Origin of the sequence: Paracoccus sp. (in: a-proteobacteria) (assembly GCF_030604785.1) — a bacterium.
Taxonomy (GTDB): domain Bacteria; phylum Pseudomonadota; class Alphaproteobacteria; order Rhodobacterales; family Rhodobacteraceae; genus Paracoccus.
Map to the genome: position 1 here is coordinate 24,595 of NZ_JAUVVF010000014.1, position 17,993 is coordinate 42,587.

General features: G+C 70.3%; 19 protein-coding genes. 9 read left to right on the plus strand and 10 right to left on the minus strand.

What is annotated here, in order from left to right; all coding sequences use genetic code 11:
* The first annotated feature begins 15 nt into the window (after positions 1-15).
* Positions 16-429: a hypothetical protein gene (locus QAR72_RS06545; protein WP_304616564.1), complete on the plus strand. Its 414-nt coding sequence runs from the start codon at positions 16-18 to the stop codon at positions 427-429.
* A gap of 1 nt (position 430) precedes the next feature.
* The gene (locus tag QAR72_RS06550) at positions 431-790 is read left to right on the plus strand and encodes a cell division protein ZapA (RefSeq protein ID WP_304616565.1); all 360 of its coding nucleotides are present in this window, start codon (positions 431-433) and stop codon (positions 788-790) included.
* Here the strand turns inward: QAR72_RS06550 and QAR72_RS06555 are convergent.
* On the minus strand, positions 787-1,560 hold the full coding sequence (locus QAR72_RS06555) for an alpha/beta fold hydrolase (protein WP_304616566.1): 774 nt from the start codon (positions 1,558-1,560) through the stop codon (positions 787-789). The two genes, QAR72_RS06550 and QAR72_RS06555, sit on opposite strands and share 4 nt — an antisense overlap.
* Here QAR72_RS06555 and QAR72_RS06560 point away from each other — a divergent pair.
* Both QAR72_RS06560 and QAR72_RS06565 read left to right on the plus strand, forming a co-directional pair.
* Positions 1,546-2,013, plus strand: coding sequence for a hypothetical protein (locus QAR72_RS06560; RefSeq protein WP_304616567.1), 468 nt, complete (start codon positions 1,546-1,548; stop codon positions 2,011-2,013). The genes QAR72_RS06555 and QAR72_RS06560 overlap by 15 nt on opposite strands.
* 100 nt (positions 2,014-2,113) lie before the next feature.
* Positions 2,114-3,307, plus strand: coding sequence for an MFS transporter (locus tag QAR72_RS06565; protein WP_304616568.1), 1,194 nt, complete (start codon positions 2,114-2,116; stop codon positions 3,305-3,307).
* Here QAR72_RS06565 and QAR72_RS06570 read toward each other — a convergent pair.
* The gene (locus QAR72_RS06570; protein WP_304616569.1) at positions 3,225-3,986 is read right to left on the minus strand and encodes a DUF599 domain-containing protein; all 762 of its coding nucleotides are present in this window, start codon (positions 3,984-3,986) and stop codon (positions 3,225-3,227) included. The genes QAR72_RS06565 and QAR72_RS06570 overlap by 83 nt on opposite strands.
* Positions 3,987-4,094: 108 nt before the next feature.
* Here QAR72_RS06570 and QAR72_RS06575 point away from each other — a divergent pair, with 108 nt between their 5' ends.
* From QAR72_RS06575 to QAR72_RS06590, 4 genes are all read left to right on the plus strand, one after another.
* Positions 4,095-5,555 (plus strand): FAD-linked oxidase C-terminal domain-containing protein, encoded by a 1,461-nt coding sequence (locus QAR72_RS06575; protein ID WP_442953562.1) that lies wholly within the window; start codon positions 4,095-4,097, stop codon positions 5,553-5,555.
* Positions 5,545-6,585 carry an FAD-binding protein gene (locus QAR72_RS06580; RefSeq protein WP_304616570.1) on the plus strand — a complete coding sequence of 347 codons (1,041 nt, stop codon included), beginning with the start codon at positions 5,545-5,547 and terminating at the stop codon, positions 6,583-6,585. Before QAR72_RS06575 ends, QAR72_RS06580 begins: the two co-directional genes overlap by 11 nt.
* On the plus strand, positions 6,585-7,883 hold the full coding sequence (glcF, locus tag QAR72_RS06585) for a glycolate oxidase subunit GlcF (RefSeq protein WP_304616571.1): 1,299 nt from the start codon (positions 6,585-6,587) through the stop codon (positions 7,881-7,883). The genes QAR72_RS06580 and glcF overlap by 1 nt, the downstream gene beginning before the upstream one ends.
* 125 nt (positions 7,884-8,008) lie before the next feature.
* Positions 8,009-8,461, plus strand: coding sequence for an Hsp20 family protein (locus QAR72_RS06590; RefSeq protein ID WP_304616572.1), 453 nt, complete (start codon positions 8,009-8,011; stop codon positions 8,459-8,461).
* Positions 8,462-8,636: 175 nt separating this feature from the next.
* Here the strand turns inward: QAR72_RS06590 and cysW are convergent, their stop codons facing one another.
* The 5 genes from cysW to QAR72_RS06615 all read right to left on the minus strand — a co-directional run bounded on the left by cysW (position 8,637) and on the right by QAR72_RS06615 (position 13,265).
* Complete coding sequence (gene cysW / locus QAR72_RS06595) at positions 8,637-9,449, minus strand: sulfate ABC transporter permease subunit CysW (RefSeq protein ID WP_304616573.1); 813 nt, start codon at positions 9,447-9,449, stop codon at positions 8,637-8,639.
* A complete protein-coding gene (gene cysT, locus QAR72_RS06600; protein ID WP_304616574.1) occupies positions 9,446-10,294 on the minus strand; it encodes a sulfate ABC transporter permease subunit CysT in 849 nt (282 codons plus the stop codon). The genes cysW and cysT overlap by 4 nt, the downstream gene beginning before the upstream one ends.
* Entirely contained in the window at positions 10,291-11,283 is a 993-nt protein-coding gene (locus QAR72_RS06605) for a sulfate ABC transporter substrate-binding protein (RefSeq protein WP_304616575.1), read from the minus strand. Before QAR72_RS06605 ends, cysT begins: the two co-directional genes overlap by 4 nt.
* Positions 11,280-12,377 (minus strand): sulfate/molybdate ABC transporter ATP-binding protein, encoded by a 1,098-nt coding sequence (locus QAR72_RS06610; RefSeq protein ID WP_304616576.1) that lies wholly within the window; start codon positions 12,375-12,377, stop codon positions 11,280-11,282. The genes QAR72_RS06605 and QAR72_RS06610 overlap by 4 nt, the downstream gene beginning before the upstream one ends.
* A 240-nt stretch (positions 12,378-12,617) precedes the next feature.
* Entirely contained in the window at positions 12,618-13,265 is a 648-nt protein-coding gene (locus QAR72_RS06615; protein WP_304616577.1) for a DUF3047 domain-containing protein, read from the minus strand.
* Between the two features lie 113 nt (positions 13,266-13,378).
* Between QAR72_RS06615 and QAR72_RS06620 the strand changes: the two genes are divergently transcribed.
* Complete coding sequence (locus tag QAR72_RS06620) at positions 13,379-14,479, plus strand: FAD-dependent oxidoreductase (protein ID WP_304616578.1); 1,101 nt, start codon at positions 13,379-13,381, stop codon at positions 14,477-14,479.
* Here the strand turns inward: QAR72_RS06620 and QAR72_RS06625 are convergent.
* Genes QAR72_RS06625 through QAR72_RS06635 form a run of 3 tightly spaced genes read right to left on the minus strand, consistent with a single transcriptional unit; the run spans position 14,476 to position 17,989 of the window.
* Entirely contained in the window at positions 14,476-15,111 is a 636-nt protein-coding gene (locus tag QAR72_RS06625) for an ATP-binding cassette domain-containing protein (RefSeq protein ID WP_304616579.1), read from the minus strand. The two genes, QAR72_RS06620 and QAR72_RS06625, sit on opposite strands and share 4 nt — an antisense overlap.
* Complete coding sequence (locus tag QAR72_RS06630; RefSeq protein ID WP_304616580.1) at positions 15,108-16,790, minus strand: ABC transporter permease; 1,683 nt, start codon at positions 16,788-16,790, stop codon at positions 15,108-15,110. Before QAR72_RS06630 ends, QAR72_RS06625 begins: the two co-directional genes overlap by 4 nt.
* Complete coding sequence (locus QAR72_RS06635) at positions 16,787-17,989, minus strand: ABC transporter substrate-binding protein (RefSeq protein WP_442953563.1); 1,203 nt, start codon at positions 17,987-17,989, stop codon at positions 16,787-16,789. Before QAR72_RS06635 ends, QAR72_RS06630 begins: the two co-directional genes overlap by 4 nt.
* Positions 17,990-17,993 lie beyond the last annotated feature (4 nt).

Genomic DNA, 17,993 nt, shown 5'->3' on the forward strand with positions numbered 1-17,993 from the left:
GGGACCGATGCCGCCATGACCGAAATCTCAGCCAGCGAACGCCGGCTTGCCGCCGCGCTCGACCGCATCGACCAGCTTCTCGAGGCCGGCACGGCGAGGCCCCGCGCGGGCGACGATCCACAGATCGGCCAGCTCGAGACCGCCCTGCGCGAGACCGAGGCGCAGTTGCGCGACGCCCAGGACGGAGCCGCGCGGCTGAGCGCGGCCAATGACGTGCTGGCCTCCGCGAACCGGCTGCTGATCGAGGCGGCCGAAACCGGCGGCATCACCCGCGACGAGGCGGTCGAGGCGCTGGAGGCCGAGATCGCCGCCCTGCGCGCCGCCCGCGAGGCCGAGATGGCCCAGATGGCCGAGATCATGGCCGAACTGGGCCGCCTGCTGCCCGCGGACGGCCCCGCCGACACGCCCAACCCCGAGGGAGAGCGCTGACATGGCCGAAGTCGAATTCACCATCGGACACAAGGAATACCGCGTCGGATCGGCCGATGGCGAAGAGGGGCTGCTGGCCCGAGCCGCCCAGATCCTGGACCGCGAGGCGCAGCAGATCCTGTCTCAGGCCGGGCGCGTGCCGGAACAGCGCCTGCTGCTGCTGGCCGGGCTGATGCTGGCCGACCGCTATGCCGGGCTGGAGGAACGGCTGGACAAGGCCGAACGCCAGATCGCCCGGCTTCAGGCCAACCCGCCCCGTGTCGAGGTGCCCGTCGTCCCCGAGGATCTGCGCGAGGCGATGGCCGAACTGGCCGCGCGCGCGGAATCGCTGGCCGAGCGGCTTGCGGAGCAGCAGGCCTAGCCTGCGCCCAGAAACGCGGCCAGCGTCTCGGCCACCGCCTCGGGCGCATCAGCATGAAGCCAATGGCCTGCATCCTTGATCGTGAGCACCCGCGCCTGAGGAAAATAGGCGCGCAAGGCGGCCTCTCCCTCGCGGGTGACATAGTCCGACCTTGCGCCCCGCATCGCCAGGACCGGGCCGTCGAAGCCGGCCTGCGGAAGGCCGTCGGGCCAGCCCACGATGCCCGGCATATGCGCCCGCAGCGCCGCGAGGTTCAGCCGCCAGCCCGGCGGCTGGCGCGACAGGTCCAGGCTTTGCAGCAGAAAGGCGCGGGTGCCGCGATCCTCGATCCGGTCGGCCAGCGCCCGGTCGGCCTGTCCGCGCCGCTCGATCCCGGTCAGGTCCAGGCTTTCCATCGCATCTATATTGGGCGTCTGGTCATGGCCGTAAGCCACCGGCGCGATGTCCATGACGACCAGCTTGCGCACCAGTTCGGGCCGCCGCAGCGCCAGCACCATCGCCGCCTTGCCGCCCATCGAATGCCCGACCAGATCGGCGCGCCCGCCCAAGGCCTCGATCGTTTCGGCCAGATCGGCGGCCAGCGCATCGTAGGATGCGTCGGGATCATGCGGGCTGTCGCCGTGATTGCGCAGATCGACGCTGACCACGCGGCGGCTTTCGGCCAGCCGGCGCGCCTGTGCGCCAAGGTTGCGGGCCTGGCCGAACAGGCCGTGGACCAGAAGGACGGGCAGACCGGTATCATCCCCGGCAAGGACGTGATTCAGCTTCATCGCGGCAGGTTAGAGCGTCTGGCGCGCCGCCGCCATCCCGTCTATCGTGCCGCCATGAGCAATGCGCCCCATTCGTTCGAGGATATCCGCAAGATGGCCGATGACGTGGCCGATCTGATGGTCTCGCGGCTGGGCGGGGGCGCGCGCGGCGAAAGACCCACGCTGGAACAGATGATGCAGCGACGCGGCGGCGCGCTGCCCGGACGGCTGCGCCGGCAGGGATGGCGGCTGGCGCGGGCCGACCGGCTGGCCTGCCAGCCCCGGATCGCGCGGCAATTGCCGCTGGCGGCGCTGGCGCGCGACCATGCCGCCCTGTCGGCGCATCTGCGTCCGCTGGGGGAATTGTCCCGCGTGCAGGGCCGCATCCTGGGCGTGACCGCGAAACTGGTTCTGGCGCTGCTGCTGATCGCGGCAGGGGCGGTCTGGCTGATGATGCAGCGCGGCCACATCTGAGGCATTGCACGCCGTGCAGGGTCCGGCCCGCCGCGCGGCCCCTTGCCCTTGCCGGGGCAAGCTGATGTGAGGGCCGAAAAGCCCCCAGAAGGACCAGCCCATGACCGACACCCCCAGCCGCGATCTGCGCCCGGCTATTCTGGCGCTGGCGCTTGGCGCTTTTGCCATCGGTACGTCCGAATTCTCGGCCATGGGGCTGCTGCCGTTCTTCGCGGGCGATCTGGGCCTCAGTGAATCGCAGGCGGGGCATGTGATCAGCGCCTATGCGATCGGGGTCGTGGTGGGGGCGCCGCTGACCTCGATGATGGGGGCGAGGCTGCCGCGCAGGCGCTTTCTGGCGGCGCTGATGGCGTTCTACGGGGTGATGAACCTTGCGGCCGCGATGATGCCGGGCTTTGCCTCGCTGACGACGGCGCGGTTTCTGGCCGGCCTGCCGCATGGCGGTTTTCTGGGCGTCGCGATGCTTTACGCTGCCGATGCGCTGCCTGCGGGCCAGAGGGCGCGGAGCGCGGCGCAGGTGATCCTGGGGCTGACGGTCGCCAATATCGTGGGCGTGCCGCTGGCGGGCTGGATGGGGCAGGTGCTGAACTGGCGGTGGGGCTTTGCCATGCCCGGCGTGATCGCGCTGGCCTCGGCGCTGGCGATCCTGCGGCTGGCGCCGCGCGTCGGCGGCAATCCCCATGCCCGGCCATGGGACGAACTGGCCGCCCTGTCCAATCCGCGCGTCCTGTGGACGCTGGCGGTGGGGGCGATCGGCTTCGGAGGGCTGTTCTCGGTCTATGCCTTCCTGACGGCGGCGATCCTGGCCACGACCGATGCGCCGGCCTACGTCATCCCGCTGACGCTGGCGGTCTTCGGCATCGGCGGCACGTTGGGGACTTGGGCGGCGGGGCGCTACACCGAACGGCTGGGCACCGACCGCGCCGCTTACCTCAGCCTGGCCGCGATGGCGGTGACGCAGGGCTTCGCGGCGCTGGTCGTGGGAAGCTGGCCGCTGATGGTCGCCTCGTCCTTCTTGATCGCGGCGGGGGCGGGGCTGGTCATCCCGCTTCAGACCCGGCTGATGGAGGTCGCGGGCCGCGCCCAGAACATGGCCGCCGCGATGAACCACGCGGCCTTCAACGCCGCCAATGCGCTTGGGCCGTTCCTTGGCGGTCTGGCGCTGGCGGCGGGCTGGGGCTGGCGCGCGCCCGGCCTTGTGGGCATCGCGCTTACGGCTGCGGGCGCCGTGGTCCTGACACTTGCCCGGCGACAGGAACGGAAAGCTCGGGTGCGGGCAGCGATCGCAGGATGACCTGCCGCGAGGTCGAGGCGAATTCGCGCCGCCACGACACGAACAGCACGACCGCCGTGCCCGCAATCAGGCCCCAGGGCCCGGCCAGCCAGGTCAGCGAGCCAAGCGCGAAATAGACGCTGCGAAGCCCGGCATTGAAGTTGCGCGCCGCTGTGATGTTCAGATCGGCGGCCTGCATCGCGCGGTCCAGCGCCACCGGATCGTCGGGCCGGTTCGGCACCGAGGCCATCGTGACCGCGCAATAGCCGAACAGCCGGTGCGCCCAGACGAATTTCAGGAAGGCGTTCACCACGAAGAACATCGTGACCAGGAGGCGCATCTCGTAGCCCGTGCCCGCGACGGATTCGATCTCGAATTCGCGCACGATGCCGCGCAGCCTTTCGCCATTGCCGATCAGCGCCAGCAGGCCGCCGGTCGCGATCATGCAGGCGCTGGCGAAGAACGCGGTGCCCTCGCGCAGGCTGGCCAGGATGTTGCCGTCGAAGATGCGGTTGTCGCGCGACACGAATTGCCGCATCCACTCGCGCCGGAACCGCGTCATCAGGACCGAGACCGAGGGCCGGCCCGCAGGCGGGCTTTCGGTCAGCCAGCCGATGCCGATCCATGCCGCGAAAAGCAGCGCCACCGCGACAAGGTCCGGCAGCGCCAGACGGCTATCCAGAAGAGACTGAAACATCATCTGTTCGTTCTATGCGGCATGGCTGCCGCTTGAAAAGGGGGCGCGGCTGGCACTAACCTTGCGTAGGAGTGTCATGCCCGCCGGTGCGGCACCCCGCGAGGAGGAACCATGATCCAGCTACCCCAGCCAGATCCCGGCGTGCTGTCGCGCCGTGCGGCGATCGTCGCCGCGCTGAACGACGCGCTGCCCGGCGCGGTGATCGACGATCCCGCCGAGACGCGCGCCTATGAATGCGACGCGCTGACGGCCTATCGCTGCCCGCCCCTTGCCGTGGTGCTGCCCCGCTCGACCGAGGAGGTGTCGCGCCTGATGCGGCTGTGTCACGACCTGCGCGTGCCGGTCGTGCCGCGCGGCGCGGGAACCAGCCTCGCGGGCGGCTCGATGCCGACCGAGGATGCGGTGGTGATCGGCCTTGCCCGCATGACCGAGGTGCTGGAAATCGCGCCCGAGGATCGCATGATCCGCGTTCAGGCCGGTCGCACCAATCTGGCCGTGTCGGGGGCGGTGGATCATCTGGGCTTCTTCTACGCGCCCGATCCCTCCAGCCAGCTGGCCTGTGCGATCGGCGGCAACATCGCCATGAATTCGGGCGGCGCGCATTGCCTGAAATACGGCGTGACGACGAACAACCTTCTGGGCGTCACGCTGGTCCTGATGGACGGGTCGGTCGTGGAACTGGGCGGCCCGATGGGCGAGGCGCCGGGGCTGGACCTGCTGGGCGTCGTCTGCGGCTCGGAAGGCCAGCTTGGCATCGTGACCGAGGCGAGCCTGCGCATCCTGCCCAAGCCCGCAGGCGCGCGCCCGGTCCTTGTGGCTTTCGACGCGACCGAAACGGCGGGGGCCTGCGTCGCCGCGATCATCCGCGCGGGCGTCCTGCCCGTCGCGATCGAGTTCATGGACCGCCCCTGCATCCTGGCGACCGAGGCCCATTCCGGCGCGGGCTATCCCGATTGCGAGGCGCTGCTGATCGTCGAGGTCGAGGGCACGCCCACCGAGATCGACGAGCAACTCGCGTTGATCCGCGACATCGCCCTGCGCTTCGATCCGATCGAGTTCCGCGAAAGCCGCTCTGACGACGAGGCGCGGCGCATCTGGCTGGGCCGCAAATCCGCCTTTGGCGCGATGGGCAGCCTGGGCGACTATATCTGCCTGGACGGCACGATCCCGGTGAACGCGCTGCCGCAGGTTCTGGCGGGCATCACGGACCTCTCGCGCCGCTACGGGCTCGCGGTGTCGAACGTGTTCCATGCGGGCGACGGCAACATGCACCCGCTGATCATCTTCGACGCCAACAAGCCCGGCGATCTGGACCGGGCCGAGGCGCTTGGCGCCGAAATCCTGCGCCTTTGCGTCGAGATGGGCGGCTGCCTGACCGGCGAACACGGTGTCGGCATCGAAAAGCGCGACCTGATGCATGTGCAATTCGCCGCCCCCGATCTCGAGGCGCAGATGCGCGTCAAGGATGCCTTCGACGCGCATTGGCTGCTGAACGCGGCCAAGGTCTTTCCGCTGGACGCTTCGGCCCCGCGCCGGGAACGCCGCCTGAACAGGCCCGCCGATGCGGCCTGAGACCGAGGCCGATCTGGCCCAGATCATCCGCGAGGCGCGCGCGCCTTTGTCGATCACGGGCGGCGCGACCCGCCGCTGGCCGGGCGAGGGCGCGGCCGCGCCCCTCGACACGCGCGGGCTGACGGGTGTCACGCTCTACGAACCCGAGGCACTGACCCTGACGGTCCGCGCCGGAACCCCGCTGGCCGTCGTCGAGGACACGCTGCGGGCCGAGGGGCAGATGCTGGGCTTCGAACCCGCAGGCGCGCCCGGCTCGACCATCGGCGGGGTGGCCGCGACCAATGCCGCCGGACCCCGCCGCCTGCAATTGGGCGCGGCGCGCGACGCGCTTCTGGGCATCCGCATGATCGACGGAGAGGGCAATATCATCCGCAATGGCGGGCGGGTGATGAAGAACGTCACCGGCTACGATCTGGTCAAGCTGATGGCGGGTAGCCGGGGCCGGCTGGGCGTTCTGACTGAACTGACCTTCCGCACCGCGCCGATCCCGCCGGTCAGCGTCACGCTGAGCCTGCCCGATCTGGATGCCGCCGCCGCCATCCCGGCCCTGACCCTTGCGCTTGGCGGCGCGTGGGACGTGTCGGGCGCGGCCTGGCTGCCTGCACGCGGCGCGCTGCTGCGGCTGGAAGGGCTGGCGGGGTCGGTCGCCGAACGCGCGGCCTCGCTGAGTGCCCGCCTCGCCGCCCTCGGTCGGGTCGAGCAGGCCGAGGACGATCCCTGGCCGCTTCTTCATGCCGTCGCCTGTGATCCTGCCCTTGAGACCTGGCGCATCCTCTGCCGCCCGTCCCAGGCGCCCGCCATTCTGGCAAGCCTGCCGCAACCCCTGGCGCTGGATTGGGGCGGCGCGCTGATCCATGTCGCGCTGCCTGTGGGCAGCGCCCCCGACCTGCCGCCCTTTGACGGCCATGCGCGCCGCGTAACGGGGGCCGCGCCGGGGCTGATCCCGGCCACCGATCCGGTGACGCAGCGGCTGAACACCGACCTTCGCGCGCGTTTCGACCCTCGCGGCATCTTCGAGGGATGTGACTGATGCAGACCCATTTCACGCCCGAGCAACTGGCCGACCCGCTGGTCGCGCGCTCGAACAAGATCCTGCGGACCTGCGTTCATTGCGGCTTCTGCACGGCGACCTGCCCGACCTATCAGGTTCTGGGCGACGAGCTGGACAGCCCGCGCGGGCGGATCTACCTGATCAAGGACATGCTGGAATCGGGCCGGCCGGCCGATGAACGCACGGTCAAGCATATCGACCGCTGCCTCGGCTGCCTCAGCTGCATGACGACCTGCCCCTCGGGCGTGCACTACGCGCATCTTCTGGAACATGCGCGAGAGCATATCGAGGCCACCTATCGCCGCCCCTGGCGCGAACGCGCGCTGCGCCGGGTGCTGAAGCTGGTCCTGCCCCATCCGGGCCGCTTCCGGCTGGCGCTGCTGGGGGCGCGGATCGCGCGGCCCTTCGCGCGGCTGATGCCCGACCGCCGCCTGCGCGCCATGATCGCGATGGCGCCGAAGGAAATCCCCCCGGTCAGCCGCAACGATGACGGCCAGACCTTTCCCGCGATCGGTCCGCGCCGGGCGCGCGTGGTGCTGATGATCGGCTGCGCGCAGAGGGCGCTGAACACGGACATCAACGATGCGACGATCCGTCTGCTGCGCCGGGCGGGCTGCGATGTGGTGATCCCGCAATCCTTCGGCTGCTGCGGCGCGCTGACCCTGCACATGGGCGACGAGGCCGACGGCAAGGCCCGCGCCCGCGACAGCATCAACCGCCTTCTGGCGGCCGAGGCCGAGGGCACGCTCGATGCCGTGATCATCAACACTTCGGGCTGCGGCACCACGCTCAAGGATTACGGCCATCTGTTTGCAGGCGACCCGCTGGAGGCCGAGGCCCGCCGCGTCGCCGCGCTCGCGCGCGACGTGACCGAGTTTCTGGACGGGCTGGGCCTGCCCGAGATCCGCGCGACCGAGGGGCAGGGGCTGCGCGTGGCCTATCACTCGGCCTGTTCCCTCCAGCACGGCCAAAGGATCCGCAGCGCGCCCAAGGATCTGCTGACCAAGGCAGGCTTCCAGGTGGCCGAGCCTGCGAACGCGCATCTCTGCTGCGGATCGGCGGGGACCTACAACATCCTGCAACCCGACCTGTCGCAGGAGCTGAAGGCGCGCAAGATCGCCTCGCTTCAGGCGGTCGCGCCGCAGGTGATCGCGGCGGGCAATATCGGCTGCATGATGCAGATCGGCAGCGGCACGGACCTGCCCGTCGTCCATACGGTCGAGCTGCTGGACTGGGCGACGGGCGGCCCGCGCCCGCGCGCGCTGGAGCCCGCCTGAAGGGTCTTGAAGCCGACTTTTTCGCGCCTAGATCAGGGATGGCGGTGGCCATGACGGCACCGCCCCTGCGCCCGCCCGGTTGATCGGGGGGCACCCTATCGCATCGCTTGAAGAAGGATGAGACCATGCGCAATCTGGACCTGACCCCGCTTTACCGTGCCTCGGTCGGTTTCGACCGGCTGGCCGACCTGATGGACCGCGCCCTGACCGCCGATGTCGCGGCGCCCACCTATCCCCCCTACAATATCGAGAAGACCGGCGAGAACAGCTATCGCATCTCGATCGCCGTCGCGGGCTTTTCCGCCGACGATCTGAATGTCGAGATGCGCGACGGCGCGGTCATCGTCTCGGCCCGCAAGGCCGACGAGGATGAGCGCCGTACCTATCTGCATCGCGGTATCGCCACCCGCGCCTTCGAGCGCCGCTTCACGCTTGCCGATCACGTGCGCGTCGAGGGCGCCAGCCATGTCGACGGCATGCTGCATGTCGATCTGCTGCGCGAAGTGCCCGAGGCTCTGAAGCCCCGCCGGATCGAGATCGCCAAGGATGTCCGGGCCGTGACGCGGCTGGACGCCTGAGCTTGCAGGCCGTGCCTGCCGATGGCGGGCAGGGGGGCGCTGCCCCCCATCCGGCCTTGCCGGATTCCCCCCGGGATATTTGAACCAAGGCAAAGGAGGGGCGGCGGAGGGGCCTAGGCCCCGACCGCCTTCGCGGCCCCTCGATGGGGCCGCGAAGGCGTGCCCCCTCTGCGCGTCAGGTGCGGCGGGCCTCCAGCAGCGTCTTGACCACCAGCGCGACCAGCGCGATCAGCGTCAGGACCGAGGCCGCGGCGAAGGCGCCGACCGCGTTCAGGTCGTTGAACAGCAATTCGACATGCAAAGGCAGCGTGTTGGTCTGGCCGCGTATATTGCCCGACACGACCGAGACGCCGCCGAATTCGCCCACCGCGCGCGCGGTGCAGAGGACCGCGCCGTAAAGCAGCGCCCATTTGATGTTGGGCAGCGTCACCCGGCGGAAGACCTGCCAGCCCGAGGCGCCGAGCGTCACCGCTGCCTGCTCCTGTTCGCTGCCCTGCGCCTGCATCAGGGGCAGCACCTCGCGCGCGACGAAGGGGGCGGTCACGAACATCGTCACCAGGATGATCCCCGGCAGCGCAAACATGACTTGGAGGTCGTTGGCCTGCAGCCACGAGCCCAGCAGCCCCTGCCGGCCATAGAGCAGCAGGTAGCAGATCCCCGCGATGATGGGCGAGATCGAGAAGGGGATCTCGATCATGGTCACCAGGATGCCGCGTCCGGGGAAGCGGTGCTTGGCCACGGCCCAGGCGGCCGCGATTCCGAAGGCCACGTTCAGCGGCACCACGACCAGCGCCACGATGCTGGTCAGCCAGATCGCGTGCAGCGTCATCGGGTTCAGGATGTTGGACGCATAGACCTGCCACCCCTGCGAAAAGGCGCGGGCGAAGATATAGGCCAGCGGCGCCGCGACGAAGAGGATCGTCAGGAGCGCGGCGATGGCGACCAGCGCCTTGGCGCCGGGGCTGGCGGGGCGGGTGGCGGCGCTCATCTCAGGGCCTCGCGGTGACGGGCCGCCCAGTTCTGCAGCAGGTTCGATGCGACCAGAAGGACCAGCGCGAAGCCCAGAAGCACCAGCGCGATCGCGGCGGCCCCGTTATAGTCGAATTCCTCCAGCCGGATATAGGCCAGCAGGGCCGCGATCTCGGTCTGGAAGGGCAGGTTGCCCGCGATGAAGACGATGGCGCCGAATTCGCCGAGCGACCGCGCGAAGGCCGTCGTGCAGCCCGCCAGCCAGGCCGGCAGGATCGCGGGAAAGACGACCTTTGCGAAGATCTGCCAGGGCCGCGCGCCGAGCGTTTCGGCCGCGGCTTCCAGCGACCGGTCCAGATCCTCCAGCACCGGCTGCACCGTTCGGACCACGAAGGGGACCGAGGTGAAGGCCATGGCCAGCGCGATGCCCCAGATCGTGTAGACGACCGGGATGCCGGCCGGGTGCAGGACCGCGCCGAACCAGCCATTCGCGGAGAAGAGCGCCGTCAGCGACAGGCCCGCCACCGCCGTCGGCAGCGCGAAGGGCACGTCCATCAGCGCGTCCAGCAGCCGCTTGCCCGGAAAGTCGTAGCGGGTCAGCACCCAGGCCATCAGAAGGCCGTAGACCGCGTTGAAGATCGTGGCGATGGCCGCCGCGATCAGCGTGATGCGGAAGGCCGCCACCGCCCGGTCGCTGCTGACGATGGCCCAGAAACGGGCGGGGCCGATCTCGGCCCCTTTCAGGATCAGGGCGGCGATCGGGATCAGCACGATCAGCACCAGATAGAGCAGCGTCGTGCCGAGGCTCAGCGTGAAGCCCGGCAGGACGCGTCTGGCGCGGATGGGGGCGGCCGCCGTGATCATTGGTTGACGAAGACCTGATCCAGGATGCCGCCATCGGCCAGATGTTCGGCGCGCACCGCGTCCCAGCCGCCGAAGATCTCGTCGACCGTGACCAGTTCGACCTGGGGCACGGTTTCCGCGAATTCGGCGGCCACGGTCTCGTCGGTCAGGCGATAGTCGAAATCGCCCAGGATGCGCTGCGCGTCAGCCGAATAGAGCCATTCCAGATAGGCCGTCGCGACCTCGGTCGAGCCGTTGCGTTCGGCGTTCTCAGCGACCACCGCGACCGGGAAGGCCGCGAAGAGGCTCATCGAGGGCGTCACGCGCTCGAAGCCCTGGGCCGCGTATTCCTCGGCGATCTGGGCGGTCTCGGCCTCGAAGGTCACCAGCACGTCACCGATGCCGCGTTCGGCAAAGGTCTGGGTCGCGGCGCGCCCGCCCGTGTCGAAGACCGGCACGCCAGCAAAGATCTGGCGCACGAATTCCTGCGTCGCCTCGTGATCGCCGCCATTCTGCGCCAGCCCGTAGGCATAGGCCGCCAGATAGGTGTACCGCGCATTGCCGCTGGTCTTGGGGTTCGGAAAGACCGGGGCCACGTCTTCGCGGGCCAAGTCGTCCCAATCCTCGATCCCCTTGGGGTTACCCTGCCGAACGAGGAAGGCAGGCAGCGAATAATAGGGCGAGGCGCCGTTCGGCAGCGCGTCGCGCCATTCCACGGGCAATAGGCCGCCTTCGGCCAGAACGTCGATATCGGTTTCCTGGTTGAAGGTTACGACATCGGCGGCCAGACCCTCCAGAATGGCACGGGCCTGACGGGACGAGCCGCCATGACTCTGGTCGATGGTGACGGTGCGGCCGGTTTCCGCCTGCCAATGTTCGGCAAAGGCGGGGTTCAGCGCCTCGAACAATTCGCGGGCGATGTCATAGCTGACATTCAGCAGGCGGTCCTGCGCTGCGGCGGGGGCGGCAAGGGTCAGGGCCAGCGCGGTGGCCAGAAGCGGCGTCTTCATCGGGCGATCTCTTTCTTGCGGTTTTCGGATTGGGGCGCGGGCGCGGCCTCGCGGCGGCTGGCGGGGAAAAGGGCAGCGGCCTCGATCCGCAGCGTCACCGCATCCCCTTGGTGCAGGGGTGCGGTGCCGCGGCGGGGCATCACGGCCTCGGCCTCGGGCAGGTCGGGATGGGTCAGGGCGACGCGCAGCTCGGCCCCGGTCGAGACGACCTGCGCCACCCGCCAGGGGCTTACCGCATCGGGCATGACGCGAATATCGGCGGGGCGGGCGAACAGCGTGGCCGACCCGTCAGGTAGGGCGCGGCGGGGCAGCGCGGTCAGGTCAAGACCCGCCCCAAGTGCGCGGCCCTGCGCCAGCGTCACCGGCAGCTCCACCGTCGCCCCCATGAATCGGGCGACGAAGGGGGTGGCGGGGTGGTCGTGGATCTCGTCGGCATGGCCGATCTGGGCGATGCGGCCCTCGCCCATCACTACGACGCGGTCGGCCAGTTCGAAGGCCTCTTCCTGATCGTGCGTGACGAAGATCGTGGTCGATCCGGTCGCCTCGTGGACGCCGCGCAGCCAGCGGCGCAGGTCGCGCCGGATCGCCGCGTCCAGCGCGCCGAAGGGTTCGTCCAGCAGAAGCAGGCGCGGCTGGATCGCCAGCGCCCGGCCAAGCGCGACGCGCTGGCGCTGGCCGCCCGACAATTGCGCCGGATAGCGGTCGGCCAGATGGGCGATCTGTAGGAAGCCCAGCAATTCGTTGACCTTGGCCGCGATGACGGCCTTGCCGGGGCGTTCGGCGCGCGGGCGCACGTTCAGGCCGAAGGCCAGATTGTCGCGCACGCTCATATGCGGAAACAGCGCGTAATGCTGAAAGACAAAGCCCACGCGCCGGTCGCGCGCGGCCAGTTGCAGCCAGTCCGACCGGTTCACGGTCAGGCTGCCCGCATCGGGCCATTCCAGCCCCGCGATGATCTTCAGAAGCGTGGTCTTGCCCGAGCCCGAAGGTCCTAGCAGCGCGACCAGTTCGCCCGGCGCGATGTCAAGATCGATGCCGCGCAGGACCTCGGTCTTCTGGAACCGCTTGGTCATCGCGCTGATGGTGATGGACATGGCGCCTCTCCGATGCTGTCCGTTTGCAGCTAGAGCGGCCTCCGGCCCCGGACAAGTGCGCCGCCTTCGCGCGCGCAAGAGGGCGGGCGAACATCCGACCAACCCTTGGCGCGCGCGCCCGGCCAATGTTGCGCGATGGTGGCGAAGCGCGGAACATGGTTCCTGATCGGCGCCGAGTGGTGGACCGGCTTCCTTATTTTCGCGGACGACCGTCCCGAGAGGGGACGATCGTCCCGATCCTCAGCCAAGGCTCAGATTGCTGATGCTGGCCCGCAGCCGCGTCGCCGTGTCATCGCTGTCGGCCGAGACCGCGACCCCCACCAGCGCCTCGGGCTCGGGGCCGAAGGCCCGGGCGTGATCGCGTGCCAGATCGGTCTCCACGCGGCCCTCGCCGGTGCCCGCCGGGCGCTGGACGATGGTGAAGCCGCGCCCGCGCATATAGGGGCTGGGCAGGATGCTGCCGGGGGCGTGGTTGCCGCCCCAGACATGCATTATCACCCGTGCCGAGCGGTTCGACAGCAGCCGCTGCGGGCTGGTGCCGGGGCGCAGGCTCCGGGCCGAGGCCGCATCCATGAAGATGAAGTACAGCGCGATGTTGCGGTCGTCGCCGCCCTTGCGCGACAGGTCGGTGGCGGGGACGCTTTCGCTGACGGACCAGTTCCAGCGCGCCTGCCGCGCGCCACGCAGCGCCGGATCAAGCCCGCGATAGATCAGCGAGGAACTCTGATCGGCCGCGATCCCCAGCTGAGCGCCCTCCAGCGCATAGCGCGTCGGGGTCAGGCGCGGAAAGGTCAGCGCCTGCCAGCCTCCGTCAAAGGCCAGGGTCGCCGCCTGCGCGCGCGCGACCCATGGCGCGGCCAGCGCGGCGCCAAGGACGGTCAGGGCCATGCGTCGTTTCATCGGGTGCCTCCGTATCTGTCTCATGCTAGATACGCCCGCCCGCCGCACGCCGTGGCGGTATCACGGCAAAGTGAGGCGGGCCTGCGAGAGGGATTAGGGTCATGCGGATCATCCTGCTTGGCGGCGGCCATGCCCATATCGGCGTCCTGCGCCTGTGGGCCGAGCGTCCGTCGCGCCGTCCCGAGGGGCCGATCCTGCTGGCCGATCCGGGGGCGGGGGCCTGGTATAGCGGCATGCTGCCCGGCCATGTCGCGGGGCACTATCCTGCGCGCGCGCTGATGATCGACCTGCCGCGCCTGTGCGACCGCGCCGCCGTGACGCGGGTCGAGGCTGCCGCCGATGCCGTCGATCCCGTCCGGCGCCGTGTCAGGATCGGCGGGTCCTGGCACGATTTCGGCCTGCTGTCGCTGGATATCGGCGTCCATGCCCGGATGGACGCGCTGCCCGGCTTTGCGGAACACGCGCTGGCGGTCAAGCCTCTGGGCGCCTTCGCCGAGGGCTGGGCCCGTTGGCTGGCAAAGGCTCCGCCCGCGCCGCGCGTGGCGGTGATCGGCGCGGGCCTCGGCGGGGCCGAGATCGCGCTGGCCATGGCGCATCGCCTTGGCCCCGCCGCGCGCGTCGCGCTGATCGAGGCGGGGTCCCAGCCCCTGCCGGGCCTTGGCGCGCGAGCGCGGGCGATGGTGCTGGCGGCGCTGGACCGGCGCGGCATCGGGGTCGTCACCGGCACCGCCGTCACGCGGATCGAGGCGGACGCGCTGCATCTGGCCGATGGCCGCATCCACGGCGCCGACCTGATCGTCGGCGCGGCGGGCGCGCGGCCGCATGGCTGGCTGGAGGGCTCAGGCCTGACCGATGCGCGCGGCTTCGTCCCGGTCGGCCCCACGCTTCAGCATCCCGAATATCCGCATGTCCTTGCCGTGGGCGATTGCGCCGAGATGCTGGCCAGCCCGCGCCCCAAGGCGGGCGTCCATGCCGTGCGCCAGGGGCCGGATCTCGCCCATAACCTTGCCGCGCTGGCCGCTGGCCGCCCGCTTCGGCCCCATCGCCCGCAGCGCGATTTCCTCAAGCTGGTCTCGTTGGGCGAGCGCCGGGCGATTGCGCTCTGGGGCGGTCTGGCCCTTGGCGGGGCCGGGGGCAGCGCGCTTCTGTGGCGGCTGAAGGACCGGATCGACCGGGGCTTCATGGCACGCGGGCGCTGCTAGGCCAGCGCGACCACCGGCCCGCCCGCCGCCGCCGCGTCCTGCGGATCGTGCGAGACCATCAGCACCGGCACGCCCCGCGCGGCGGCATGGTCGAAGACAAAGCGCCGGATCTCGTCGCGCAGGGCCATGTCCAGCTTGCCGAAAGGCTCGTCCAGCAGCAGCGCCTCGGGGGCGGCCAGCAGCGTTCGCATCAACGCCGCGCGCGCCCTCTGCCCGCCCGATAGGGTGGCCGGATCGCGGGGGCCCAGGCCCGCCAGACCGGCCTCGGTCAGGGCATGCTCGACCGCCTGCGCGCGGGCGCTCCGGCCCCGGATGCGCGGGTCTAGGCCAAAGGCCAGATTGCCCGCAAGGCTCAGATGCGGGAACAGCAGCGAGTCCTGGAACATCAGCCCGATGCGGCGGCGTTCGGGCGGCAGGCCGGTCAGGTCGCGCCCGTTCAGCGTGATCCGGCCCGACAGCGAAAAGCCCGGCGCAAGGCTGCCCGCGATCGCGTCCAGCAGCGTCGACTTGCCGATCCCGGACGGCCCCATCACCGTTGTCACCGATCCCGGCGAGACGTTCAGCGTCAGGCCCCGGATCAGCGCCGCGCCGTCCGGGCGGGCGATGGTGACGTCGTCCAGGATCAGGCTCATCGGAAGGCTCCGGCAAGGGCGCGGCGGTCGCGGTGCCACCATGCGGGGATCACGAAGGCGCAGGCATAGGCCAAAAGCGGCACCAGCGCCTGAAGGCTGGCATAGACGCCCGAGACGCGCCGGTCCGACCCCGAGGCCAGCGTCACGGCCTCGGTCGTCAGGGTCGCGACGCGGCCCGCGCCCAGATACAGCGTCGGCAGGTATTGCGCCACCGAGACGGCGATGCCGATGGCCCATGCCGTCAGCAGCGGGCGCAGCAGGACCGGCAGCCGCACTGCGACCAGCCGCCGCCACGGCCCCGCGCCAAGCGCCGCCGCCGTCCGCATCAGGCGCGGGTCCACCGCCCGCCACGGCCCCGACAGCGACAGAAGCACATAGGGAAAGACGAACAGCATCTGCCCCATGCCCACCGTCAGCAGGTCGGCCTGAAGCCCCGCGCGCAGGAAGACGACGTTCAGCCCGTAGAGGAATCCGATCTGCGGCACCAGCAGCGGCAGCAGGATCAGCCATTCCGCCCGCATCCGCGCGGGCGCCGCCTGAAGCCATGCGACAGCCAGCGCCAGCGACAGGCCGGCCGTCGCCCCCGCCAGCAGCACCGAGGTCGTCAGCGCCCGCCGCCAGCCCGGCGCGGCCATGGACCACGCGTTCAGCGACCAGGTCTCGGGCAGGATCTGCGGAAAGGACCAGCGGAATGCCAGCGACCAGATCGCCAGCGCCGCCATGGCCAGCAGCCCCGCCGCCATCAGCACCAGACCCGCAGCGCCCGCCAGCCGCAACAGCGCGCCCACCAGCCAGCCCGGCGCGCGGGCCGGGCCGCGCCGGCCGCGCGCCAGCCAGACCGGCCCCAGCCGCGCGGCCAGACGCTCGGCCCCCCAGGCTGCAGCGATGACCGCGCCCGCCAGCCCCGCCTGCAGGATCGCCCCGGCGGATGCGGGCAGGATCATCGCCAGATCGGGGCTGGCGAACCAGCGCGTGACCGCGACCCCCAGAACCGGCGGATTGGCCGGTCCAAGGATGATCGCCATCTCGACATTCGAGACCGAATAGACCAGCACCACCCAGAAGGGCAGGCGCAGCATCGGCCAGATCGCGGGCAGGACCAGCCGCAGCCAGACCGCCCCGGGCCCGTAGCCAAGCGCCCGCCCCATCGCCATGATCCGCGCCAGCGGCACCTGCCCAAGCGCGGCCAGGATCACCAGCATCAGGAACGGGATCTCCTTGACCATCAGCCCCAGCATCAGCGCCATGCCCCACGGGTCGTTGACGCTGGCGATGCCGGGCGGGCGCGTCCAGTCCATCAGCGGCGCCAGGGCGCGCGCGATCCAGCCCGAGGGCGCCAGCAGGAAGGCCATGCCGATTGCCAGCGCCGCATGCGGCACCGCCAGGAACGGCGCCAGCCAGCGCGCGGCCCGCGCCGCCGACAGCCGCCCCTGCAACGCCTGAACCAGCGCCAGCGCGATCAGCAGCGACAGGATCGCCGCCCCCAGCCCGCTGACCAGCGACAGCCGGATGCTGCCGCCCAGACCGGGCAAGGCGAAAAGCTGCCGCCAGGGGTCCAGCGACGGCGTCTCGCGGCCAAGGGCGGGCATGATGCCAAAGGCCGCCCGCCCGGTCTGCCACAGCCCAAGCGCGACCGGCGCGACCAGCGCGGCCAGGATCAGCGCGGGAACGGCCCTCATTGCGTGTAGCGGCGCGACCATTCCTCGGTCAGCAGGGTCATCCAGCTGGCATGCGGCTCAAGCAGCGTTGGCCCCAGATCCTCCAGGCGGGGCAGGGCCTCGGCTTTGGGCAGGGCGTCGAAAAGCGCCTGCGCCTCGGCATCCAGACGGGCGGGGTCTAGGACCGAGAACGAGCCCAGCACCGTGATGTCCTGCATATGCGCCTGCGCCTCGGGCGAGATTAGGAAATCGGCCACGACCTTGGCGCCCGCCTTGTTCGCCGCGTTGTAGGGGATCGCCACGAAGCTGACATTGCCGATCATGCCGCCCTCGGTCACGAAGACGCGGGCCGTGTCGGGCAGAAGCCCCTCGGCGATGGCGGCGGCGGTCGAGGCCGGATCGAACGACATCGCGATGTCGATCTCGCCATCGTTCAGCAATTGCTGCTGGATGCCCTGATTTTCGGGCAGGGTGCGGCCCTCGCGCCAGAGGTTCGGACGCAGCGCGTCATACCACTCCCATAGCGGCGCGGTGGTGGCCTCGAACGTCTCGGGGGTGGCGGGCGCTTGCAGCATGGCGGGGTCGGGGGCCAGTTCGACAAGCGCCTGTTTCAGGAAGGTCGCGCCCATGAAGTTCGACACGGCGGGATGCGTCACCCGGCCCGGATGGGCCTCGGCCCAGGTCACGAATTCGGCCATGCTGCGCGGCGGCTCGGGCGCGCGTTCGCTGTCATGGACGAAGACGAAGCGCGCCAGCCGCCAGGGGCTTTCCATCCCCTCGACCGGGACGGTGAAATCGACCGAAGCCGGCGCCTCGGGTGACAGGTCCACGAAACGCGCATTGGGCAGGTCCGCGACAAAGGGGCCGTGCAGAAGGCCCTGTTCCTTCATCGCCAGAAAGTTCGGCCCGTTGATCCAGATGAGGTCCACGGCCCCGCCCTCATCCCGGCCTGCCGCCTTTTCCGACAGGACGCGGGTCACGGCCTCGGCGGTGTCCGACAGCTTGACCTGCGTGACGGTGACGCCGTAACGCTCGCTGGTCCGGGCGCTGACCCATTCGATGAAGGCGTTGGTGCGCGCATCGCCGCCCCAAGCGTGCCAGAAGACGTTCTGCCCCCGCGCCTCGTCAAGGACGGCCTGCCAATCCGTCGTCTCGGCATGCAGGGGGGCGGCAAGGCTCAGGCCAAGGGCCAGCGCCAGCGCCAGCGGGCGGGCTGGGATCATC